The organism is Nocardiopsis sp. iso_237 (assembly GCF_056173345.1).
Window position 1 is genome coordinate 4,113,211 of sequence record NZ_CM149669.1, and the last position, 23,573, is coordinate 4,136,783.

The 23,573-nt window shown below is 68.4% G+C and carries 17 protein-coding genes and 1 pseudogene; 9 read left to right on the top strand and 9 right to left on the bottom strand.

What is annotated here, in order from left to right:
* Positions 1-41 precede the first annotated feature (41 nt).
* Positions 42-344, top strand: coding sequence for a hypothetical protein (locus AC0VYM_RS18805; protein ID WP_475453984.1), 303 nt, complete (start codon positions 42-44; stop codon positions 342-344).
* A gap of 72 nt (positions 345-416) precedes the next feature.
* Here AC0VYM_RS18805 and idi read toward each other — a convergent pair whose 3' ends face one another.
* From idi to AC0VYM_RS18830, 5 genes are all read right to left on the bottom strand, one after another.
* Positions 417-1,010, bottom strand: coding sequence for an isopentenyl-diphosphate Delta-isomerase (gene idi, locus AC0VYM_RS18810; protein WP_475453986.1), 594 nt, complete (start codon positions 1,008-1,010; stop codon positions 417-419).
* Between the two features lie 112 nt (positions 1,011-1,122).
* The gene (locus tag AC0VYM_RS18815; protein ID WP_475453988.1) at positions 1,123-2,001 is read right to left on the bottom strand and encodes a geranyl diphosphate 2-C-methyltransferase; all 879 of its coding nucleotides are present in this window, start codon (positions 1,999-2,001) and stop codon (positions 1,123-1,125) included.
* A 119-nt stretch (positions 2,002-2,120) separates the two neighbouring features.
* Entirely contained in the window at positions 2,121-3,371 is a 1,251-nt protein-coding gene (locus AC0VYM_RS18820) for a family 2 encapsulin nanocompartment cargo protein terpene cyclase (protein WP_475453990.1), read from the bottom strand.
* Positions 3,372-3,402: 31 nt separating this feature from the next.
* Complete coding sequence (locus AC0VYM_RS18825; protein WP_475453992.1) at positions 3,403-4,806, bottom strand: family 2B encapsulin nanocompartment shell protein; 1,404 nt, start codon at positions 4,804-4,806, stop codon at positions 3,403-3,405.
* 473 nt (positions 4,807-5,279) lie between these two features.
* Positions 5,280-6,770 (bottom strand): cryptochrome/photolyase family protein, encoded by a 1,491-nt coding sequence (locus AC0VYM_RS18830; RefSeq protein WP_475453995.1) that lies wholly within the window; start codon positions 6,768-6,770, stop codon positions 5,280-5,282.
* A 502-nt stretch (positions 6,771-7,272) separates the two neighbouring features.
* Between AC0VYM_RS18830 and AC0VYM_RS18835 the strand changes: the two genes are divergently transcribed.
* Both AC0VYM_RS18835 and AC0VYM_RS18840 read left to right on the top strand, forming a co-directional pair.
* Positions 7,273-7,782 (top strand): TspO/MBR family protein, encoded by a 510-nt coding sequence (locus AC0VYM_RS18835; RefSeq protein ID WP_475453996.1) that lies wholly within the window; start codon positions 7,273-7,275, stop codon positions 7,780-7,782.
* A gap of 124 nt (positions 7,783-7,906) precedes the next feature.
* Positions 7,907-8,368: a hypothetical protein gene (locus AC0VYM_RS18840; RefSeq protein WP_475453999.1), complete on the top strand. Its 462-nt coding sequence runs from the start codon at positions 7,907-7,909 to the stop codon at positions 8,366-8,368.
* 60 nt (positions 8,369-8,428) lie between these two features.
* Here AC0VYM_RS18840 and AC0VYM_RS18845 read toward each other — a convergent pair whose 3' ends face one another.
* From AC0VYM_RS18845 to AC0VYM_RS18855, 3 genes are all read right to left on the bottom strand, one after another.
* Positions 8,429-12,130 (bottom strand): caspase, EACC1-associated type, encoded by a 3,702-nt coding sequence (locus AC0VYM_RS18845; protein ID WP_475454001.1) that lies wholly within the window; start codon positions 12,128-12,130, stop codon positions 8,429-8,431.
* A complete protein-coding gene (locus tag AC0VYM_RS18850) occupies positions 12,130-12,480 on the bottom strand; it encodes a hypothetical protein (RefSeq protein WP_475454003.1) in 351 nt (116 codons plus the stop codon). The genes AC0VYM_RS18845 and AC0VYM_RS18850 overlap by 1 nt, the downstream gene beginning before the upstream one ends.
* Before the next feature lie 377 nt (positions 12,481-12,857).
* Complete coding sequence (locus AC0VYM_RS18855) at positions 12,858-14,066, bottom strand: PLP-dependent cysteine synthase family protein (protein ID WP_475454005.1); 1,209 nt, start codon at positions 14,064-14,066, stop codon at positions 12,858-12,860.
* A gap of 435 nt (positions 14,067-14,501) precedes the next feature.
* Here AC0VYM_RS18855 and AC0VYM_RS18860 point away from each other — a divergent pair.
* The 5 genes and pseudogenes from AC0VYM_RS18860 to AC0VYM_RS18880 all read left to right on the top strand — a co-directional run.
* Positions 14,502-14,822, top strand: a pseudogene (locus tag AC0VYM_RS18860) (tetratricopeptide repeat protein); the annotation flags it as partial.
* Positions 14,823-15,004: 182 nt separating this feature from the next.
* Complete coding sequence (locus AC0VYM_RS18865; protein WP_475463304.1) at positions 15,005-15,265, top strand: hypothetical protein; 261 nt, start codon at positions 15,005-15,007, stop codon at positions 15,263-15,265.
* A gap of 544 nt (positions 15,266-15,809) precedes the next feature.
* Positions 15,810-17,270 carry a hypothetical protein gene (locus AC0VYM_RS18870; protein ID WP_475454007.1) on the top strand — a complete coding sequence of 487 codons (1,461 nt, stop codon included), beginning with the start codon at positions 15,810-15,812 and terminating at the stop codon, positions 17,268-17,270.
* 105 nt (positions 17,271-17,375) lie between these two features.
* A complete protein-coding gene (locus tag AC0VYM_RS18875; protein WP_475454009.1) occupies positions 17,376-18,281 on the top strand; it encodes a serine/threonine-protein kinase in 906 nt (301 codons plus the stop codon).
* A gap of 242 nt (positions 18,282-18,523) precedes the next feature.
* Positions 18,524-19,339 carry a tetratricopeptide repeat protein gene (locus AC0VYM_RS18880; protein WP_475454011.1) on the top strand — a complete coding sequence of 272 codons (816 nt, stop codon included), beginning with the start codon at positions 18,524-18,526 and terminating at the stop codon, positions 19,337-19,339.
* A 44-nt stretch (positions 19,340-19,383) separates the two neighbouring features.
* On the opposite strand, the gene AC0VYM_RS18885 is transcribed toward AC0VYM_RS18880, so the two are convergent.
* Complete coding sequence (locus tag AC0VYM_RS18885) at positions 19,384-21,471, bottom strand: WD40 repeat domain-containing protein (RefSeq protein WP_475454013.1); 2,088 nt, start codon at positions 21,469-21,471, stop codon at positions 19,384-19,386.
* A gap of 614 nt (positions 21,472-22,085) precedes the next feature.
* Between AC0VYM_RS18885 and AC0VYM_RS18890 the strand changes: the two genes are divergently transcribed.
* Positions 22,086-23,504: a hypothetical protein gene (locus tag AC0VYM_RS18890; protein WP_475454015.1), complete on the top strand. Its 1,419-nt coding sequence runs from the start codon at positions 22,086-22,088 to the stop codon at positions 23,502-23,504.
* Positions 23,505-23,573: the final 69 nt, after the last annotated feature.

Below are 23,573 nucleotides of genomic sequence, written 5' to 3' on the forward strand. Positions count from 1 at the left end.
GGGGGCTTCCGCACAGTTCACCCTCTCGGCATGATGGTGCGATGAAACGCTGTGATTTCTGCGAACTCCCCCTGGACGGCGGTTGCGCCTGCGCTCTCGGAACCGACCGTCGTCGCGGCGAGGCGACCCCCGTGAGCGAGATCCACATCCACAGCAGCGGAAGGGCCCACCTTCCGGGCTGCCAGCACCAGTACCCGAGCGGGGTCAGCGCCCCACGGTGGGGATGGGTCCTCGACGCCGATCCCTCCGTGTGGCGCCGGATCAGTGAGAGCTCGCCTCTGCGGGCCACCCACGGCAACACCGACCGGGTCGCCACCAGCCGCTGCAAGAACTGCGACGTCTGAATCCCGGCACCGGTCCGGGTCCGAACGCCCTGGCCGGGGCGGTGGGTCGCACCCGCCGCCCCGGCCTTCGGCTCACCAGCCGGCCTCGGGTCCCAGCTCACGCAGGGAGGGCCGCACGGCGTCGAGGACCGTGGGGAACCACACCGAGAACTCGGCGGCCGCGCGCAGCCGCTCCAGCCCGGCGGCGTCCACGAGGGACGTCTCGGCCACCTCCTCGGGGTCGGGCCGGGTCCGGCCGCGGACCACCCCGACGAACAGGTGGTTGTACTCGCGTTCCACGAGCCCGGAGACCGGGTCCGTGTGGTGGTAGCTCACCGTTCCGGCCGCGCGCATGAGCGCCGGCGCCACCCCCAGCTCCTCTCCCGTGCGCCGGGACGCCGCCACGAAGGGGAGCTCACCGGGTTCCGGGTGGCCGCAGCAGGTGTTGGACCACAGGCCCGGCGAGTGGTACTTGGACAGGGCGCGGCGCTGGAGCATGAGTCGGCCCCGCTCGTCCAGCAGGAAGACCGAGAACGCCCGGTGCAGCTGTCCCGGGGCCTGGTGCGCGGACAGCTTCTCGGCGGTGCCCGTGGTGTTCCCGTCCTCGTCGACCAGTTCGAGCATGATCGGCCGGGGCTCGTCCCGCACGGTCTCGTTCACGGACCCGGCATGGGTGTCGGTGGTCATGAGCGCCCTTCGTGTTCGACGGTGGTGTGGTGTGCCGCGAGTGACGGCCCGGGCCGGGGCGGCCCCTGAGGGAGGGGCGCCCCGGACACCGGGCCGTGTGCGGGAGGGAGGGTCAGACCTTGTCGGCCGCGATGAGCAGGTAGTGGAAGCTGCCCTCCTTGTACGCGGTCAGGAAGGGGTCCTCGACCCCGGTCGCGACCTGGGACTGCGCCCGCAGCTCCCAGTACGGGATGGTCGCGGCGGTGAGGTCCACGACGTTGATCGGCACCAGGTTGTTGGCGGACATCGCCCGGAAGTACTCGCTCCGGGGGTGGATGTTGCACGTGTAGTGCTCGTCGATCCGGCTGACCGCCTTGGACCGGCCGCCGGTCACGTCGTTGTAGCAGCCGGTGATGGTGACGTAGCGGCCGCCGTACTCCAGCAGGCGGGAGTGCTCGCTGAAGAGCTCGAACAGGTCCACGTACATGGTGGACTCGTTGTTCCAGCTGGCCCGCATCGAGCCCGACTCGAAGCCGGTGTCCAGCATGTTGCGGAAGTGGAAGCGCACCTTGTCGTCCACGCCCCGCTCCCGGGCCTGGGCGTTGGCGAACTCCACCTGCTGCTCGGAGATGCTCACGCCGTCCACGTGGCAGCCGAACCGGGCGTTGGCCATGAAGCTGGTGCCGCCGCGGCCGGAGCCGGTGTCCTGGATGCGGTCGTCCGGAGTGATGTCACCGAGGTGGTCCAGGAGCACGTCCGCCTGCGCGGTCTCCAGGCGGTGCATCTCCTCGATGATCCGCTGTTCGCGTGTCTCCTCGGGGCCCTCCAGCACGGAGGGGTCGTAGTCGCCGATCCCGTAGTGGTGGTGGAAGAGACCGTCGACCTCACCCAGGCGGATGTTCACGGGGTCCTTCTCCGCGTTCCAGTAGTCCGCCACGGATTGCTGGTAGGCGGTCCGCAGTACCGGGCCCTGGTTCCGCACCGGGTTGTGAGAGGGCATGGTGGTGGTCATCGTGTTGCTCCTTGTCATGGATGACGTGTTGTGTTCGGGGGCGCACCGCGTTCGCGGGGCACACCGAACCTGAGCGGGGGCACGCGCCCCCGCTCGGAGGGGTCTCGGATGCGGTGGGGTCAGCTGGCGGCGGCGCCGTGGTAGCGCGCGGTCCGGGCGTGCCACTCCCGGCTTCCCCCGAGCCAGGCCCACACTCCGGCGAGGAAGCGGCGCAGTTCCGGTGATCCGGAGAGGGCGAGCGCGGCCGCCTCCGCCTCGTAGGTGTGCATGATCTCGTCGTGGAGCAGGACGGTGCGCTCGATGGCCTCGCGCTCCGAACAGTTCTCCTCGGTGGCGATCAGCCTCGGCACGCTGAAGTCGGAGGGGTCCTCCTTGCCCATCGAGTAGAGGTCGTTCACGATCACGCTCGCCGACCCCGCCAGGGTGAAGACCCTCCGCACCCGGGGGTCGGAGAACTCGCCCTGGGACAGCTCGTAACCGGCGACCGCGTCGATGAGCACCATGCAGGGCACGAAGCTGTTCTCGTGCCGGTGCATGAGGAACTCCCAGACCGGGGGCCGCTGGTGGGTCGCCGCCCAGACCGCCTCCTGGTTGTAGGCCACGAACATGATGGCCAGCTCGTGCCGCAACCGGCGGACCTGCGCGGACGACGCGTGGTCGGACAGGTTGTCGAGGGCGGCGCGCAGCGCCACCATCACCGGGTCGGCCTGGACGACCTCCTCCAACTGCGGGGCGTACCGCAGCGGCAGGTGCGCCTGGTCGATCACCGAGTGGGCGATCGCCAGCCGTTGCCCGAGCAGTTCGGGCCGGGCCTCCTCCACCTCACCGTCCATGTAGTGGTCGTCCACCGACCACTCGGACAGCGCGCACTTGGCCGCGGCCAGCAGCCGTTCGGGGTCGTCGGACTCGGGGTGGGCGAGCATGATGAGGCGGCCGAAGTCGCACGCGCGCACCCGGTCCAGCTGACCGGGGTACACCCCGACCTCCTCGGCCCACTCGACCAGCCGGTCGTTGACCTCCTCCCCCAGCGCCGGGTCGTCCCGGACCGCGGGAGGGCAGTACAGGACCGGGACCGGTGAGCCGCCGTCGTCCTTCGGGAGTCCGGGGCCCACGGGCGCGGGCGGGACCAGGGTGACGGTCCGTGCGCCCCTCGGCTCGGACACGGGCGGCCGGTCGGGCAGCAGGATCCTGGCGGCAGAGGTCCCCAGGCCGGTGGGTCCGCCGGGCAGGCTCAGCCCGCCCGCGGACCTCGCCGGGGCCGCGAACAGGTCGGCCTTGCCCGGGCGTTGGGGGTCGCGCAGCAGCGAGCGCACCAGCTCCGCCGTCGAGTGCCCGGCGCTGGTCGAGGACATCCGGGACAGCAGTGACACTCAGGCCTCCTTCCCTGACGGTGTGGATCGTTCAGGCACGGGGGCGGACCTCGACGTTCTCCAGGACGCCCAGGGCGTCCGGGACGAGCACGGCGGCGGAGTAGTAGGTGCTCACCAGGTAGGAGATGAGCGCCCTGTCGTCGATGCCCATGAACCGGGCGTTGAGGCCGGGCTCGACCTCGTCGGGCAGGCCGGTCTGGTGCAGGCCGATGACGCCCTCGTTGTCCTCGCCCGTACGCACGGCGATGATCGAGGAGGTCTGGTGCTCGGAGATCGGGATCTTGCCGCACGGCAGGATCGGCACCCCGCGCCACGCGGGCAGGTGGTGGCCGCCGACCTCGACGGTGCCGATGTTGAGGCCCAGCTTGTTGCACTCCTTGCCGAAGGCCGCGATGGCCCGGGGGTGCGCGAACATGAACTGGGTGTTGCGGCGCATGCTCACCAGGTCGTCGAGGTCGTCCGGGGTGGGCGGGCCCGAGTGGGTCTGGATGCGCTGGCGGAAGTCCGCGTTGTGCAGCAGTCCGAACTCGCGGTTGTTGACCAGCTCGTGCTCCTGGCGCTCGCGCAGCGCCTCGATGGTCAGCCGCAGCTGCTGCTCGGTCTGGTTCATCGGCTTGTTGTAGAGGTCGGCCACCCGGGTGTGCACGCGCAGCACGGTCTGGGCGACGCTCAGCTCGTACTCACGGGGCCTGAGCTCGTAGTCGACGAAGGTGCCGGGGATCTCGACCTCACCGGAGTGCCCGGAGGAGAGGGCGATCTCGGCCTCGCCGTACTTGTTCTGGCTGCGTCCGGGGACCGACAGGAACGCCTGGACCTGGGCCTGGAGGCTGGGTGAGTCGTCCAGGAGGGCGATGAACTCCCGGCGCGGGAGCTCCAGGAGGGTGCCCGCGGTGGCCGCCTTGACGGTGAACCCCCAGACGGGGTCGGTGTCCAGGAGGTACCGCTCACCGACGTTGTCGCCGTCCACGAGCACACCGAGGCGGTTGGTCTCCCCGTAGGCGCCCTCGCTGGTCTTGTGGACACGGCCGTGTGCCAGGAGGAACAGCCGGTCGGCGGGGGTGCCCTCCTGCGCGAGGACCTCACCCGGCTCGAACTCCCGCTGGGTGAAGCGCCCGGCCAGGGCCTCCAGGACCTCGATGTCGTCGTAGCCGCGCAGCACGGCCAGCTCCCCGAGCTCGCGCGGGATCACGCGCACCTCGGAGCCGGTCTGCTCGAAGTCGATCCGGCCGTCGCCGATGGTGTAGGTCAGTCGGCGGTTCACCCGGTAGGCGCCGCCGTCGGTCTGCACCCAGGGGAGCGTCTTGAGCAGCCAGCGGGAGCTCTTCCCCTGCATCTGCGGAGCGGACTTGGTGGTGGTCGCCAGGTTCCGCGCGGCCGCGGTCGCCAGGCTCTGCTGATCGCTGGTCCGAACCTCGGGGGCTGAGTCGATCGACATCGGAGGTGTCTCTCTTCATCGTGGTCGCGTGTACCCGTGCTCGACGGCGGAGCCGCCGTGCACGGACTGAGAGGGCGAAGGGGACGGAAACCACCGGGACGGGCGCAATACGACCGCTCCCGAACCGTCCCCCACAAACCGCGGCCCACCTTACGAGAAACACCACCGCGAAATCACAGGAATCCCATTTTCAGACACAAGAAGAGCAACCCGCAAATCTCCGATTCCCAAATCGGGATCTTCGCCACAGATCGCCCACCCCGATCAGCGAAGCACCCCACATGATCAGCATCAATGAGACCCCGACCCCTCCCGCTGCCCAGCACCCACAACACGCGGACATAATCACCCAAGCAACCCAGAAATGATCAAAAATCGGACCAAGGCCGGGTTCATTCGGGGATCCAAGACCACCGAACTCGCCCCTTTTCGGTCACCGAAGAAACCACCCCAAAGGCCCAAATCACCCACGGCTACTCCCGTTGCCGCTCCTGTTCGACGAGTGCCTCCAGATCCGGCAGCCGCCGCATCGTCGCGAGGGGTCGCGCCATCCGGTGGTTGCCGGCGAGCGCCTCCTCGTTGCGGCTCATCCACGCCCAGTACCCGGCGGTGAACGGGCAGGCCCGGGGTCCCACCCGCACCCCGGGGTCGAACCGGCACGAGTCGCAGTGGTCACTCATGCGACGGATGTAGGCCCCACCGGAGGTGTAGGGCTTGGTGGCCACCTGCCCGCCGTCGGCGTACTGGCTCATCCCGATGACGTTGGTGGCCATCACCCAGGGGAAGCCGTCCACGAACGAGGTGGCGAACCACGCGCTCAACTGGTCGGGCCGGTACCCCCGCTGGAGGGCGTGACTGCCCAGCACCATGAGCCGCTCGATGTGGTGGGCGTAGCCCCGCTCGCGCACCCCCGCCATGGTCCGGCTCAGGCACCGGGCCTCGGTCCCCTCGGAGTCGAGTGCGCGCCACCACCCGGGCAGCTCCGTCGTCGCCCCGAAGTGGTTCGACCGCAGGTAGTCCGGGCCCAGGTGCCAGTACAGGTGCCAGGTCCACTCCCGCCACCCCAGCACCTGCCGAACGAACCCCTCGGCCGACGCCAGCGGCGCGGCGCCCTCCCGGTACCGGCGCTCGGCGGCCCCGACGACCCTGAGCGGATCCAACAGTCCCAGGTTGAGCGGGACGGAAAGGAGCGAGTGCGACATGCTCCAGTCGTCCTCCAACATGGCGTCCTGGTACGCGCCGAACGTCGGCAACCGCTCGTCGAGGAACCGGCGCAGCGCCCGCCCCGCCTCGGCGCGGCCCACCGCGAACAGGCGGGGACCGTCCCCGCCCACCACCCTGCTCCCGGTCTCGCCGCACAACGCGTCCAGGTCCCGCCGGACCCCCCGGTCGATGGAGTTCTCCCGGGGGCGCCACGGCGCGGGCACCCCCAGCGTCGCGGCTTCGGGCGGCCCCTCTCGGTTGTGCCTGTCGAAGTTCCACCCGCCACCCACGGGGCCGCCGTCCGGTTCCAGCAGGACCCCGAACCTGCGGCGCTGGTCCCGGTAGAAGTCCTCCATCCGGAACCCCGACCGGCCCTGCGCCCACTCGGCGAACTCGGCCTTCCCCAACACGAACCCCGGAGTGGGCAGGACCTCGCCGACCAGCCCCTCGTCCCGAAGGCGTTCGACCAGCGCCGACGCCGCGTGCGACCCGGGTTCGTGCACGTCAACCGTCCGACCGAACCGGCGCAGCCCCTCCCGGTAGGTCGCCGCCCGGACGTAGGTGACCCGGTCCCCCAGGTCCTGCGCCAACCGCCGCATGGCCGCCAGGACCACGTGCAGCTTCTGCCGGTGGTACGGCCGCCGCCGCAGGGCCAGCTCGGACTCGATCAACAGGATCGGTCGGCCCCGGTTCCGGTGGGTGCCGTGGAAGTGCCCGCCGAGCTGGTCACCGAACAACCACAGAGGCCTGTCCTGGGTCATATGCACCAGTTCCTTCGGTGTCGTGTTGGGACGCGCTCAACATGGCTTCGCGGCCGGACCGCTGCGGGCGACGCGCTCCGACGGCGCTCAGCGCGCACAGCACACCGAACCCTCCCGCGACCGCGAACGCGGCGCAGCGGTCGGCGTCGGTGGGCAGGCCGACGCCCATGACGAGGGCGTACCCGACGGTGATCGCACCCATCACGCGGGGAAACGCGCGAGGAGGGCTCCACCCACACGCCGACGAGCGGTGGAGTCCTCCACTCCCGCGGGCTCTCCCTCGACGACCGCATCGCCCACGGGGACAGTATGTGGCCGACTCCGCCCTGGGAGTGGGAGGCACAGAGGCGGGACGCTGCGCTCAGGGACACGTACTCTCTGACAGATAAACGTTTGGAAAACGAGTTACTCGGTATACGAGCAATGAGCCAATGATGTCGGCGCCGCCACCTCAGTGCGCCAGCCGACCACAAGCCAGCGCTCCTGCGCTCGAAGGGAAGCCATGACCACCGCCACGCCCAGAATCACCCCGTCGACCGCGTCCGCACTCCTCGCGGCCCTGGTGTTCGCCGCCGCCGTGACCGCGGCCGCGCTGGTGGGGGTGCTCTCCAATCCCGGAACGGCCGGGGACTACGCGGCTCTCCAACAACCGTCGTGGGCACCACCGTCCTGGCTGTTCGGCCCGGTGTGGACAGTGCTGTACGCGATGATCGCCGTGTCCGGCTGGCTGGTCTGGCGCCAGCGAGGCTGGCAGGGAGCCCGCACGGAACTGTCCCTGTTCGCCGCCCAGTTGCTCCTGAACGCGGCGTGGTCGCCGCTGTTCTTCACCGCCGGACTCCGGGGAACCGCCCTGGTGGACATCGTGCTGCTGTTGGTCGCCCTAGCGGTGACCATGCTCCTGTTCGCGCGCGTGTCCCGTTGGGCCGCGGCCCTGCTGGTGCCCTACTGGGCCTGGGTGGCGTTCGCGACCGCGCTCAACTTCTCCATCTGGTCGCTCAACACGGGGAGTTGACCACCGGCCGTCCGACTCCGTGGCCCGTCTCGCCGACCACTCGGCACCGCCCGCGTGCGAACCTGTTCGAGGGTGACGCGTAGCTCATCACCCGTACCGAACAGGACCGAGACCGGAGGCGACCATGGCGTCGGACGGACAGGCCACGCAATCCACCGCACTGGCCGCCATCGAGGAGTTCCTCACCGGCCGCCTGGAGAACACCCAGGGCGTGGCACGCGCCGCGCGCGCCTCCGGCGGCGATCCAGGCGGCACCGGTAAGGAACTGGAGGAACTCCGCGCCAGGGAACTGTCCGACTGGCAGGAGGACGGTTTCCTCAGCCACCTCAACGCAGCCGCGGTAATCGAGGAGTACTACGGGCGCAGGATCACCAAGGCCCGCCGCGACCTCAGGCGCAAACGCCCTGAGCGCAAGGAGCGGTATTCGAGGGTTCGGGACGCCTACCGGCGCGTCCGCGAGGAACGCGACGACGTCCGCGCCTGGCTCATGGAGCAGGGCTGGGACCCCGACCTCACCACCACGCTCTCCGAGGAGGTGGGCGGGGTCTGCGGCCACTACTGGAACGGCGCTCCCAACCCGCGCTGACCGTCACCTTCGCCCTGCGGGGCGGATGGATGGCCAGACGTTCCAGGAGCTCGGCCCGGCTCAACCACCGATGAGCTCGCCCGCCACCGTCTCGGGTTCGGCGAGGCATCGCCAGGCGGGTACGCGTACCGTGCGTGCGCCGGAGACCCCCTCGAACAGGGCCGTCCGGTCCAGGACGCGCTGGAGTGTCCGTCCCGGAGCAGGAGCGGCGGTGGATGCGACCCCGGCACGATCGACGATCACCGCCGTATCCGTGTGCTCCCCCGGCACCAGGAGGTCACAGGAGTACCCCTCGACACGGTGGCCGACCCTCGGGCTGCTTCCGCGCACGGTCAGCGCCTCGAACAGCAGGCTGCCGGCCTCGTCGAGCGCACCGACGCCCGAGACCTCCTCCTGTGCCGCGAGGTCGCCCAACAGCCCGCCCTGGTCGGCCCAGTACTCGCGGTCGCCGACCACGTACAAGCGCGAGCGGGCGCGGGTGACCGCCACGTTCCACAGGTTCTGCTGCTGGCGCGCCCAGTTCCCGCTGCTCCGGTGCACACCGGCGGCCGCCGCGGGTGAGATGACGACGACGTCACGCTCTCCACCCTGGAACCGGTGCGCCGTGCCCACGCGGATGCGGTCGGTGGCAGCGTCCCCGAGCTTGTCCTCGATGAGACGAACCTGCGGGGCGAACGGCGAGACCACTCCGATGCTCGCCTCCGGGGGCAGGGACCGCCACAGCTTACGGAGCAGGTCGAGCACCGACTCCGCCTCCTCCCGGTTGAGGCAGGAGCGTCCTCCGGGACGTTCGCAGGCACCACGCACGTCGATCCACTGCACGGCGGGGTCGCCCGGAGCGGCGAGAGCCGCGCTGTTGGTGCGCACCGCCAGACGCTCGCCGTAGAAACGGCGGTTCACCGGCGCGACGATGTCGGGGTGGCAGCGGTAGTGCTCGTCGAGCCACAGGACCTCGCCACCGCCCGCGACCAGCGCGGACGCTGCCGCGTGGTAGGCAGAGGAGCCGCCAAAGGAGAGAGACCGCTCCTCGGTCTCCCCTGCGGGCAGCCCGTGGACGGAGAGGATACGACGGTCGTCCTGCGCGGTCATGGGGTTGACCGGTTGCAGCTGGTAGGGATCGCCGATCACCAGGGCCCGACGCGACCGGTAGAGCAGCGGCACCAGGTCCGCGACCGTGCACTGACTGGCCTCGTCGATCACCACCAGGTCGAACAGCCCGGGTTCGGGTGGGAAGACCCCGCGCACCGACCGGGACGTGGTGGCCCACGCGGGCACGGTGCGCACCAACGCCTTCATGCCCTTCCACCCGTTCTGCCCGGAGGCGAGGTTGCGTAGACGCCCCTCGACGACGGTCCTCCCCCGGCGCAGCGAGTCCGCGACCCGACCCAGCAGGTACTCGGTGCTGGCTTCGCGCCGCTCCTCGCGCAGGCCACGCATCCTGTCCGCCGTCTGCTCTGGGCCCGGTCCCCGCTCCGACCGCTCGCGCAGCTCCCACCACTCGTTCTCCGTGGTCAGGTACGCCAGGATGCTGGACAGTTCCTGGTCCGTCCCCGAGACGCCGAGCCCCCGACGCGTCAACCACCGGTGCCACCAGCCCGTCCAACGTGACTCCAGGGACGCCTCCACCCTGCGGGTCCAGCGGCCCCGGTCCTGCGGCCTCTCGAAAGCGGACGCGGCGACCGCCGTCGGCAGGCCGCGCCGCAGCCGGTTCCGTGCCTCGGCCAGCAGCGCCAACCGCCGCTCCGTCCGCTCCGCCTCCGCCAGCTCGTCACGTCCCGCGTCCAACCCCCTCTGGTGGACCGCCAGACGCGCGTGCGCGGTGGCCGTGTCCGCCGCGCCCCACTCGGCGGCCAACAGGGCGTTGAGCTTTTCGGATTCACGTGCACGATGCTCCTGCTTCCCGGTGCGCACCATCAGATCCACGTCCGGGCCGAGCTTGTTGACCCTCGTGACCACCTCGTCCACGGCCGTGTTGTTGGTGGAGGCGACCAGGACCGACTGCCCGGCAGCGATGGCCGTGGTGACCACGGAGGTGATGAGTTCGCTCTTACCGGTTCCGGGAGCGCCGGTGGCCACGGTCAGCACCTGGCTCATGGCGGAGGCGAGGATCTCCTCCTGCGCGGTGTTGCTGCGACCGGTCACGACGGGCAGCACCGGCCTCGCACCACCGGTGGTCGGCGGGGCACCGGACAGGGTCGCGAGCGCGGTCCCGTCGATCTTCTCGAGGCGGATCCCTCCACTCCTCCGGTCCAGATCGCCGAGCAACTGTTTGACGGCCGTCGCGGCGGGGTCCCCCCGGTAGAGGACGGCGGCGTTCTGTGCCCCCCTGCGGGCACCGTGCCGCACGTCCCACGACGAGCGCAGTTCCCCGGCGACCAGATCGTCGACCCTGGTCAGGTCCAGCTTGACGCAGACCGTGCGCGCCTTGTCCGCCAGGCCCGAGACCCCACCGCCGTCCCAGTCGGCCTCGAACCAGGTGACCAGTTCCTCGATGTCCCCCTCATCGAGGTCGGCTGCCGAGACCAGCAGTTCCCGGTTGAGCTCCGGCTCGCCGACCGGAACCAGGAAGTGCTCACCGTCCTCCTCCTCGACCTCCACGTCCATCACGAACAGCGGGGCGAGTTTGGCCCTACGGCCACGGCCGCGCTCGGACCGCACCGGGTCGAAGAGCACCGCCGGATAGCCGTAACGCAGGGAGCGGCCCTCGTCGACCGCCTCCCGGGCCAGGCCCTCGGCCCGGCCGGTCAGTCGCCACCGGTCCTCCGCCCTGCTCAGGAGCACCTCCGAGCCCATGTCGCAGACCGCCGCGTCCCGTCCGCTCGCGTCCGGCAGCTGCTGCAACACGCTCTGCTTCACCAGGCAGTCGCGCAGGTAGTCGAGGTAGGGGCCCCAGCCCCACACACCGCCAGCACGGTGCTCGCCCCGGCCCGCCTCCCCGGCGGGAGCTTCGACGCGTTCCTCCGCACTACCCTCCTTCCCTGTACCGGCCTGGGCCTTCGGCAGGTCGGCGGCGGTCGCCGACCCCGTGTGCCGGGCCAGCACCAGGGAACCGCGCACCCCCAGGGAGGAGACCGTGACGCGTTGGCCCTCCACGTGGTCGACCTCGCGGTGGACGTGCTGGTAGAGGTCGACCGCGTCGATCCACCCGTCGCCGTTGGAGTCGGTGGCCGCCCCTGCCAGCCCGCGCACCACGGAGGCACTGAACGGGGACGGACGCACACCCGCGCTGTTGTCACCCTCCCGAGCCAGTTCCAGGGCGCCCGAGGCCGCGATCACGTAGGTCCCGGCTCCATCGCTGAGCTGGCGTTCCAGATCCAGGGGCTCGGCCTCCTCCCCACCACCGGACCGGGTCGCGAAACCGTCGGCGAACGCCCCTCCGTGGCAGCAGTCCAGCAACAGCACCTTGCTGCGCATCCGGGAGTCCTCCAGCAACCGCTTGAGGACCTCCGCGGACAGCGCCGTCGTTTCCAGGCGCTTGCGGCGCGTGTCCCGAAGGGCCAGGTGCAGCCGTCCCCGCTTGTCCTTGACCCCGTGCCCGGAGAAGGAGACGAGGAGGAGGTCGTCGGGCTTGCCCTCCGACAGCGCCGTCTCCAGGGCCTCCATGGCCTCGTTTCGGGTGGGATCCAGCAGGGGCTGGACCCGGTTGTAGTGCCCGTTGGCCTTCAGGACCCGTTCGATGGCGTTGACGTCCTCGTGCGGTGAGTCGAGCGGGGCCAGGTCGTCGTAGCGGTTGACCCCGATGAGGATCGCTGTCCGACGCATCAGTCACCGGTCCCCTGGAGCTTGCGCCCCTCGTTGAGGGCCCGCACATAGGACTCGACGTCCTTCGTGGCCACGCGACCCTTCACGGTGACCTTGGCGTCGCCGAGCTCCACCGTCACCGACCGCTGACCGCTCTGTTCGATCCACTTCCCCAGGAGCTCCACCAGAGCGGAGAGCACCGGTTTGAGGATCGCACCGGCCACCACCACCGCCCCCGCGAGCCAAGCAGGATCGGCTGACCTGGTTCCCGCCCCCGCATCGCCCTCTGGCACACCCACCTCGTCGACGTCCAGGTCCTCCAACAGGAGAACCAGGTCCCGGGTGTGCTGCTCCGCCTCTTCCTCTGTCACGTCCTCTTCAAAGACGATCCTGGCCACAAGCTCGCTCGGCTCCACGCGCGCGTTCTCCCGATTCCCCGGCAAGGGGCCGCTCCGTCACGACCCGCTGACACTCCGCCACGCAGATTTACCAGCCGGATACGTCGTTCGTCAGGGACTTTCGACCACTGCCCGGAACCGGCCATGCGGCGCGATAGCTCCGACCGTCTCAAGTCACCCTGACACTCGCGGAGCTAGGTCGTGATTTTTGGATCATTCCCCGCTCGCGACAACCAGGCTGCCTCTCGCTGCGCCGATGAAGCTCGGACAGCAAACCCCGGGCGGGCCCCCGCGACACCGCAGGGGCCCGCCTGGAGCTCGCTTCGCGAAGCCTCGTGCGCTGATTTCGCTCAGGCATCCCTCGCGGCGGGCACGGCGGCGACCACCGGCTCGTTCCAGCGACCGGTCGCGAGGAAGTCCTCCAGCGCCCTCGTGTAGGGCACGAGATCCAGCTTGAGCGTCTGCTCGACCCATGTGTCGTCGTAGTAGCTCTTCATGTACCGCTCACCCTGGTCACACATGAGCATGACCACGCTGCCCTGCTCACCGTCGGACAGCATCTCCGCGACAATCCGCAGTGCTCCCCACAGGTTGGTCCCGGTGGAGGGGCCCGCGCGGTGGCGCAGGCGGGACAGGAGCAGCCGCATGGCGGCAATCGAGGCGGCGTCGGGCACTGAGATCATCCGGTCGACGACGGCGGGCAGGAACGAGGGCTCGACCGTAGGGCGCCCGATCCCCTCGATGTGCGACGGGCTCCCCTTGATCCACGTCGAGGGGTCCTCCGGCCACTGGCTCTTGGGGTGGCCCTGGTTGGCCACCCAGTTGGGGAAGAACGCGGAGTTCTGCGGGTCCACGACGCACACACGGGCGTCGCGACGACTGAAGCGGATGTGTCGGCCGATGGTCGCACCGGTGCCGCCGGTGCCCGCTCCCACCACGAACCACTTGGGGTCGGGGTGGCGCTCCTCAGAGATCTGCTGGAAGACGGTCGCCGCGACGTTGTGGTCGTCCCGGTAGTCGTAGGCGCGCTCCGCGTAGGTGAACTGGTCCATGAAGTGCCCCTTCGGGGTCTCCTTGACCAGCCGTGCGGCTTCCTTCTCGATGTCGCCGTCGGGTCCGGGGTTCTTCACTTCGCCCCCGTAGGCCTTGATGAGCTCCACCTTCTCCACGCTGGTGTTCTTGGGCACCACAGCCGTGAACTTCAGCCCCAGAAGCTGGGCGAAATAGGCCTCGGAGACCGCCGTGGACCCGCTGGAGGCCTCGAACACGTGCGTGTCGGCCTCGATCCAGCCAGTGCACAGGGCGTGCAAGTACAGCGCACGCGCCATGCGGTGCTTGAGGCTCCCGGAGGGATGCACCGACTCGTCCTTGACGTAGAGGTCGATGCCCCACTCCACTGGAAGCGGGAATCGGAAGACGTGCGTGTCCGCCGAGCGCGTGGCGTCCGCGTGCAACAGGCGCACGGCTTCCTTCACCCAGGCCCGTTTGCGACCGTCGTAGTAGTCGACGATCCGGGTCGTGACGGGTTCCGTGCTCTGCTCGGTCTGTGTCGTGGTCATGGGTCGTGGTTACCCAGGCTCGGACGTCGGAGATCCACCAAAGGAGCAATGCGGTGACCGTTGCCGCGGTTCCGTCTCCTTTCGGCGGAAAGATCCCCGTCAGCGCGGCCGGTTTCGGCCCCGCCGCTTCGCCCTATCGGGCGGCCCAGGGCTCACGGACCGGCGGCTCGTCATCCGCAACCGCATCCCAGGGATTCCGCTGACCACCGTCGCCGGTCGATGGGCCGTCGGGGGCGAGAAAGGACTCCCGCAGCGGCGACAGCGACCACGCCATCCGGACATAGGTAGACGACCATACTAAGGATCTCAACGGCCGCCATCGGGTTCACCAGTTCTCACCTGCTGTCGCGCGAAAACTCGGACCCGACTTATAAGACCTTCCAGCTGCGGGCCCTGGACCTGCCCCGCTCACTGAACGACGGCTACGGCGTGGCAATGTCGCTGAACTCCGTCGGGCTGGTGCGCCTGCGCACCCATCGGCTCGATGCGGCCCGCGAACACTTCCAGCAGAGTCTGCGCCTGGCACGGGACCTCGGGGAACGGCTCTGGGAGGGGATCGCTCTCGGAAACCTCGCCGCTGTGCTCCTGGAGCTCAACGAACCGGGCGAGGCGATCAACCTCGCCGAATGGGCCGTGGCCATCCAACGGGAGACCTGCGACCGGATCACCGAGTTCGCGACGCTGGCCTGCCTGGGCATGGCCTGGCAGCGACTGGGCGACCAACCCCGGGCCCTGAGCTGTCTCGAAGAGGCTCTGGAGGTGGCCCGCGACCCCGGCGACCTCACCGAGGAGGCCTACGCCCTGTTGCAGCTGGGTCGGGTCCGGGCCGAGCTGGCCGACCAGGAGGAGGCCTGGCGTGCTTCCACCACTCGGCGGCCCTGCACCGCAGGATCGCCGACCGGCGACGCGAGGCGGAGTGCTTCGAGAGTGTGGGCGAGGTGTACGCGGCGCTGGGACTGCGGGAGGAGTCGGCGCGTTTCCTCCGCCAGGAGGCGTCCGGCTACCGGGGGTGCGGCGACCACTGGCGTCTGGCGGCATGCCTGCACCGGCTGGCGCTCACCGTGGCAGCACTGGGCGAGGCCGAGCGGGCCCGAGAGCACTGGACCGAGGCATTGGAGCTGTTGGAAGGGTTCGACGACCCGGCGGCGAGATCCCTCGTCGAGGAGGTCAGGGGTGCCTCAGCCCTGCGCCGGGAGTGACTCGTCAGCCGCACACCCGCAAACCGTCGTAACCGGTTCCCTTCACCGGGCTCACCTGGGGGCTGCCACCGGGCTTCAGGGAGTGAACATCTCAACGATCCTGGTTACCCGCCCCATCCCGTTCACGTTGACGGTGTAGGCCACTTCGGCAACGAGCAGGATGTTGCGTGGGTCCGTGTCGTCGCGGGACGGCCCGCCAGCGTTTTGAGGCATCCGTCACCAGACGTGCAACGTCAGGGTTCAGGGACATCGGAACCATTTTTCCCTTAACGCTCGGATTTTCCTAGCCCGGCGTCCACTTTTTATCCTTTCACGTAGTTCGGTCCATCCAACTCCGCAAAACCACTAAAAAGGAAAAACTTCTGGCATCCACCAACAACAGGCGCCCCCGCAGGTCTCAGACAGATGACTTGTCCTCCGTTAGGGGGACATCTCTGTTCCTGCTCGCTTCTGGACCACACGACGGCTCCGGATTCGCCTTCCGGGTTCGGCAGAAGCCTCTGGATCTGCTGTACTTCACCCGACACTCCTACGGAAAGGAACCATGGAACAGTACTTCGACACCGAACGTTCAGGCTGGTTCTCGGAGTTGAGCTCGACAGTGTTGAAGGGGGCAGGCGAGCACCCCGCGCTCGCCGCCCACCAATACCGAGCGGACCTCGGCGACATCGACATCACACGGGCCGTTCTGGTGGCACTCATCGCCGAGAGGCATCTCAACGGTGAGGCACCGGACTCCATCACGAAGTGGCTTCACCCTCTGGAGGTCTTCGCTTCCCCGGTCCCCATGGAGGAACTCTCCTCCCTGGTTCAAGAGATCCACCGGCGCTGGGAGAACCACACCCTGTGGAGTCTCGTGAACATGAGTATGGGCGGGACGGGCCTTTGGGATCCGCGCAGGGTGTCCGATGCCCTGACCGAGTACTGGACCTCGCAACGAGCCGCCGTTGTTCCTCGGGAAAGGCTCCGGCGGGAGCTGGTCGGCTGTTGGGGCCTGGGGATCGAAATCCCCGAACTCATCGATGCCTGGTTGGAGCGCCCCCTCGGGCCGTTCGATGACCACGTGGAGAATTTCGACGTCTTCGACGGGGAGGAACGCAAGGTCGCCGGGCTCGGCAGGGCCTGCCTGCATTCGACCTTGGCCCGCAGAAGCTCCAGGCAGTGGGCTGAATCCCTCACCTGGGATTACAGCCGTCAGACGTATCTGGTCAAGTTCGGACGCCAGATCCGACAGCTCAGGGAAGCCCGGATCTTCCTCGACCTCAGCATGAAGACGGACGGGTTCCCTGAGAACCTGATCATCCCTTCCCGGCGGGTGCGCGAGCTCATGGCGGAACAGGAACAACATCATCGCCGCACTCTCAGCGCCCTGACCGCGCACGAGGTGTTTCTGCTGGGCGATCGCGATGAAGACCGCCTTTTCACGGAAGCTTGCGCCACCGTATACATCGCTCAGAATGTGGAGAACACCCGGGAGGATCCCGAACGGACCGCTGTGGGGATGTGGGGGAAGGTTCCCTGGGGATCGATCGTGGTCCGAGGGGAGGAGCAGGTCGCAGCCGCGCGGAAGGTTCTGGGGCATCGTGTCCTCAAGGTCGGGTTCTCGCTTCCCGCGGGGGCGTCCGCCTCCCCGCGGCTTTTCCTCGACATGCGCCCCCTGAACGACGCCGGTGTCGATGCGGGTTTCACGTTCTCCCCCCGTGAGGCCCACGACCTGTGTCGGCTTCTGCTCATCATCCAGCGCCGGAGCTTCTGCCTCGAGTTTGTCGAACTCCGCTGGAACGAGGAACTGGAGCACGACGAGGCCTTCCCCATCGGTACCTACAACCTGCCCTTGGATGAGGACACCGTGGACAAGGTCCTCCCGTGGACTCTCTCCCGTCTTCGGCGCCTCCTGCCCGAGGGGCCGATGTCCAACGATCAACTGCTGAGCTTCATCCGTCCGGGTCACGGGCCCCTGGCGGAGCTTCTGCGCCGACCGACCCACCTGGACCCCTGGTCCTGATGCCGGTGCCACTTCTGTTCAACCTGACTCCGTTCACTACTCACGAGGCCAGTAGGCTCTGACACGGAAATCCGACTCCCCGGCCCAGCCCTGGAAAGGCCTTCGGTGTCTGTCAGCGATCAATGGTCCCCTCCCCCGGTCGGCGGCTACCACTTCGTCCGTTGGTTGGGGCGGGGAGGCTTCGGCTCCGTGTACCTCGGCCAGCACAAGAGCGGGCAGCGCGCCGCGGTCAAGCTCCTCCATTGGGACCTGGTGGAGGACCTTGAGGTGCGAAGGCGTTTCCGAGGCGAGATCGCCCAGCTACAGCATGTCCAAGGTCCCGACGTCGTGGGGATCATCGCAGCGGATGCGGATGGCCCGGTGCCCTGGATCGCCACCGAGTTCGTCGATGGCCCAACCCTGCAGAAAGCGGTACGGACGGAGGGGCCGCGCTCCGGAGCGGACCTGTACCGACTGGCTTCACGCACATCCCATGCTCTGGCCGTGATCCACAGCCGCGGGGTGATTCACCGCGACTTCAAACCCGCCAACATCCTGCTTCCACCCGAGGGACCTCGCGTCATCGACTTCGGGATCTCCCGTTTCCTGGAGGCGACGTCTGTGACGCCCAGCGGTCTTCTGGGCACGAGGGGATACGCGGCCCCCGAGCAGTTGCAAAATGCGCCGCTCAGCACAGCGGTGGACGTCTTCGCCTGGGGTTGTGTCATGGTGTTCGCGGCGACGGGGCGCTCTCCGTTCTCCGCGGGGAACGGAGAAGCGTGGCGGGAACAGGTTCTGCACGGAAGCCCGGAGACCGGCGCTACCAGGGAACCGCTGCTCAAAATCGTGCTGGACTGCCTACACAGGGACCCAGCCCAACGGCCCATCGCCAGGGACCTCATGGACCGGCTGGTGGAAACTCATTCGGCGGGGTGGTACGACACTTCAGCCGCGGAGGCTTCACCCACCAGGGGACAGGATGTCCCGCCCACGCTCCGACTGACCTCGACCGGGCCCGCCCCCCACCAGTAGGGCAGGCGGCCCCCACCAACCACCAGTCAGCAGGCCAGGTCGGCCTGCCCCAGGTGTGGTTGTACGGTCCGGTTCCCACGCAGCCCTCCGAAGCACCGCCCACTGTTCCGGTCACCCGACCGCCCACGGAACACCCCCTGGCGTACGCGCTGGCCCGCACCGTCACCGACCTGGTGCGGGCCGGGTTGTCCGAGGTTCCCACCACTCTGCTCTCCGACACGCACTCCGTGCATCTTCGCGGCGTGAGCCTGTCCGAGGACTCCTCGTTCGTCGAAGAACTCGACTGGGCTTATCAACCCGCCCCGGCAGGAGGAGGACTGCTACTCAGCGCGCTGGGCAAGGACTGGCGCCCCACCGAAAGCCTCCTGGCCCAGGCCACCGAGCCTGTTCCACGCGAGTTGTGGTTCGCGGCCGCGAACCACACCACCGGCGAGGGAGCAGTCGCCGAGATCGCGATGAACGCCATCACCGAGAACCAGTTCGACATCGCCCTGTCCATCCTCACTCAGGCCTCCGAACAGGGCGACCTTGCCTCGAAGGGGTTGTTGGCGCTCATCGCCCTGAACGCCGAGGATCATCGACGCGCCGAGCCCCTCCTGCGTTCCTTGGTCGCCGAGACCGGTATGCCGGCGCACATGCTCGACCTCGGCACCCTCCTGCACAGAACGGAAAGGGACGACGAGGCTGAGCACTGGTACCGGAAAGCCGCCCACGCCGGTTCGACCAGGGCGATGGGGCAACTAGCTGTGCTCTATCAACAGCAACGGGAAGAGGAGCAAGCCAGAGGTTGGCTGCTGAAATCGGCCGAAGAGAGCGACCCCATGGGCATGGTCCTGTGGTCTTTCGACCGAAGTCTGTGCGGTTTTCCCGAAGAAGCGCGCCTGTGGTACCAGCGTGTGTTGGAGGCTCACGGAGTCCGAGCCTTCGTCGAAACAGGAGACTTCTACCGTTCTCTGGGGGCACCGGAAGCGGAAGACTTCTATCGAGCCGCGGTTCGCGAAGGCAGTGAGGTGGGGCGAGAACGCCTCAGAGCGTGGACCGAGGAGAGCCCCTCGTAGCGCGAGGAACCCCCACCACTCTGTTCAGCAATGCAAGCGGGAACTCACGTATCCGCACCCACCACGCTGGCGACGCGTACCCCGTAGTGGCCCATCGCGACGAGGGTGGAACCGTCCGGGGAGAAGGAAACCGATCGCGTCTCCTCGCCGAGCCTGGTCCGGCTCAGGGGTCGGAGGGTCTCGAGGTCGTGCAGCGCGATCGTGCCGTGTCCGCCGCACCAGGCCAGGTGGGTCCGGCTCACGGCGAGCCCTACGGGGAAGTCGTGCAGGCGGCCCTTCTCAGCGAGGTCTCCCCGGATGCGCTCGCGGGCCAGTATCCGGCCGGTGGAAACCTCCCACACGGTCAACACCACCTCCTTCACCCAGTCATCGTTTCCCTCGACGGCGGCCGAGCCCTGCTGCGAACTGACCACGTGGTCCGCGTTCGGGGAGAACGCGAGCTCTCCCCACCGGGCCCAGCTCTCGTCCTCCGCCATCTTTCGGTTGCGCCCTTTGACCAGGTCCAGGAGGAAGATGGCGCGACCCCCGGTCGTGGCGTACAACTCACCGTCAGAGCTGACCGCGTCAGGAGCGTAGTGTCCGTAATAGCTCGTGTACTTGTCGAAGCCCCGGCCCTCCATCCGTGCCTCGCTGATCCGCTCCCGCTCTTCCTCCGGGTCCCGTCGGGGGAAGGGGCACTCCTCCCCCACCGCGGTGGGGTGCGCCGGGTCCCGGATGTCAAACACGAACCACTCGTCGTTCCCCTCCCAGGCATGCACGGCCACCTGAGCGCCGTCCGGGCTCCACACCGGCCTTCTGACCGACATGTCGAAGCCGTGGGGAAGGCTCTCCCCCGCTTCCGGCCGCCACAGGCGTGCACCACTCTCCCCGCCGGTGGCCAGGAGGTCTCCTCTGGGCGACCAGGCCAGCGCGGTCGTTTCCTCCGGGGCGATGTCGATGCGGGCGAACTCCGCGGGTTCATCCGTCTCGCGGGTGTCCCACAGGACGAGGTCCGACCACCCCCGATTGCGTGAGCGCAGCACGGCCCGCCTGCTCCTGTCGGGTGACCAGGCCACGGCTTTAATGCGGGGCTCCTGGTACCCGTCCCCTGGTTCGACGTCCTCACCCAGAGTCCAGTGATCGGGAGCCGAAAGCGGATCCGGCCAGGCCACGTCCACGTGTACGAATACCGGCGGCCTGTGTCCTTCAGTTGCCGGTCGCTCCGTCCAGACCCGGGCTCCCAGAACTCCGTCAGGGCGCCAGTGAATCTCCTCGACCCTTTTCGCCCCGGCGGGCAGGGGGCCGACTTCCGAGCCGGGCAGGGGCTCGGTCCGAGGTGTTTCCTCCACTGCCCCGAACTCCCACAGGCGTACGCTGCTGTTCTCCCCGATGGCGATGGTGCGTGAGTCGGGCGACCAGCTGAAGACCGGATGGTCCCCGTGGTTCGGTCGCGGTGCGGTGGGGGTCGCGGCGACCTCCTGCCAGGTACCGGTATCGAACACCAGAACCATGCTCACGTGCTCGACGCGAGACTCCCAACCGTGGATGTCATCCGGGTCGCACTCACCGATGTCGGGGAACCGGTTGCTTCTGCCCAGCACCGCGAGCCACCGACCGTCGGGGCTCCACTGGCCGTCGTCCAGCGCGGCCCCCTCGATGTCGATCCGATGTTCCTCCCGCCAGCCATCGCGATGCCAAATCCGCACGGAGGCGTCGTAGGCGCCGACCGTGGCCAGACGCTCGCCGTCGGGAGACCAGGTCACCGCACACACCGGGGCGCGGTGGCCGGTCAGTGTCCGCACGAGGCGGGGATCGTCCGGTGTCGGATCCGGCCCGCGCAGCGCCAACCGCACCGGAGGCAGTGCCCGCTCCACGCGGGTCAGCCACTCCAGTACCTCGGGCCGATGCCTGACGATCTCGTGCAGGGTGCAGGCCGCCTCGGCCCGGTCCCAGGGCCGCACGAGCAGGCGGGCACGGTTCAGCAGCAGCGACCTCAACTGCCCGAGCGGGGTCCCGGGTTCGGCGCTCTCGGGCATCCGGGCGGCGATCTCGTCGGCCACCGCCTCCGAGCCCAGGGCGAACACCCGGCCCACAAGGTTGTCGAAGTCCCTGATCCAGGACGCGTAGTCACGAGGGGGTTCTGAGTTACTCACACCTGGTCACATTAGAGAACCCGCGTTCTCCCGAACCGACTCGGGTGTGACCGCTTTCGGACAATCACCAAACCATTCGGATCCTTGAATCCCCGCTCGCGGATCTCCACGCACAGCCGAACCACGTCCGTGCACCCCTCATTCCACCGTTGGTGCAGGCAGGCCAGGTAGAGCTGGTTGGGAGTGCCCCAGCGGCCGACGCCGACGGGCAAGTCCTCCAGGGTCGGGGCATGCGTATAGCGGCGGACGGTCTTGCGGTCGAACCCCAGGGCTCCTCCACCAGGGCTCACAACTCGTTCCGGTCCAGTGCCTGGGCCCACTCCGGCGCGGCCCGTGCCTCCGGATAACGAACGAGTCCGAATCGAGGGCGGTCAGCGGCCACACGCCAGTCAGCCAAACCGTTGGTAAAGCCCGGTTGGCGGGCCGCCCCCAGGCGCCCATCTCTCAGAGCGGGTTCCCGTCACTGGCCGCTCAGACGATGCCTGCCATACCGGTATCAGGTACCAGGACCGTGAGCCGTTCTGGTTTACTCCTATCCTCCCCTCTGGAAAGGTCCCATGAGCACGAATGCGGCGGCCCCGTTGGCCCAACTCCGTGCGGCATGGTTCGCACAGGTGAGTACCGTGATCCTTGAGGGACTGGAAGGGCATCCCGTACTGGTGTCGGAGAAGTTCCGGAACGACCTGGGCGATCTGGACCTCCTTCGTGCCACCCTCGTCACCCGTGTGCTCCAACGACTGGTTTCCGGTGAGTCCGACGCCGACGTCGCGGCATGGTTGGGATCGCGTGAGGTGTTCGTGGCACCCGCCCCGGGAGGCAAAATTCGGAATTCTCTGGTGCGCCTTGTCCGGAGCCGGTTCGAATCGCAGACGGTGTGGGGCCATCCACGGCCTTGGGAGCTGGGCATTCACGCTTGGAACCCGGAGGGAGTGGCCGACTGTCTCCTGCAGTACTGGGCTTCCCAGCGCGGCGCGATCGTCAACCGGGAACGCCTCCGGCATGAGCTCATCGGTTGTTGGGGGGTGCGGGACGAGAAGACACTCCAAGCCTGGACCTGTCTGAGTGCTCGCCCCTTCGACAACATCCAGGGAAGCCCCATCCGCCTGATCACGGGTAACAAGGCCGTCGATGATCACGCACAGAAGTATCTCGCCCACCCGGTTGCAGATCTCGAGGTTGCCCGATGGGAGGAGTCGTTCGCCTGGGCCACTGCTGAGATCGGGCACCTGTACTCGCTGGGCGAAGCGATGGAGCGAGCGCAGTTCGCCTTGGCGGCACAAGAAGAGGCCTCCGAACTGACTGGGCTTCCACCACTGGAGCACTCCGTTTGGACCAGCCTCCGTGACGCCTTCATCCGCACGAGGGACACCTCGTTCGCGGCTGTCAACCTCCTATCCGACTACGAGCGCACCCTGTTGATGGACCGCAATACGGACCAGGTGTTCGAGGACGACTGCCTCAACGTGTACACCACACACATTTCCCAGAGCACACGCTTCGTCCAGGACGAGACCGGACCGAGCTCTTGGGGGACGCTCCCCTGGTTGTCGGTCGTTCTCGAGGAACCGAACCAAGTGGAGGCCGCTCGAAGGGTCCTGGAGTGGGGCACCCACCCCCTCGTGGTCAAGTATCCCGAGACCGACGAGGCTCCGCTGATCCTCAGCATCGACGCACCGGTGCTGGCGTCAGTCGGAGCCACCGCCAGTTTCTGGTTCTACCCCCGGCACGCACAGGAGCTCTGCCAACTGCTGGCCATGGCCCGGCGGGGCCATGTCTGTGCCGAGTTCATCGTGCGACCCGCCGATGATGCCGTGGACGCGGCCAATCCTGACCGCTTCATAGGCATCCGGCACTTCAAACTCGACACGGCAACAGCTGAAGCGCTCCGGGGATGGGCTCTTTCCGGGTTGCGGACGCTCTTGCCCGACCAGCCGGGCTCCGGCCTGCTGTCAGGGCTCCTGCCTCACCTGACCGGCCGGGATCTGTGGCCGTCACCTGCCTCCAGTACCTCGGATGCCTTCGGGACAAGGTGATCCCCCGCCCGGCGAAGGGCAGGCAATCCCTCCAGGGCATCAATAAACAAACCCCACACGGCTTATCGT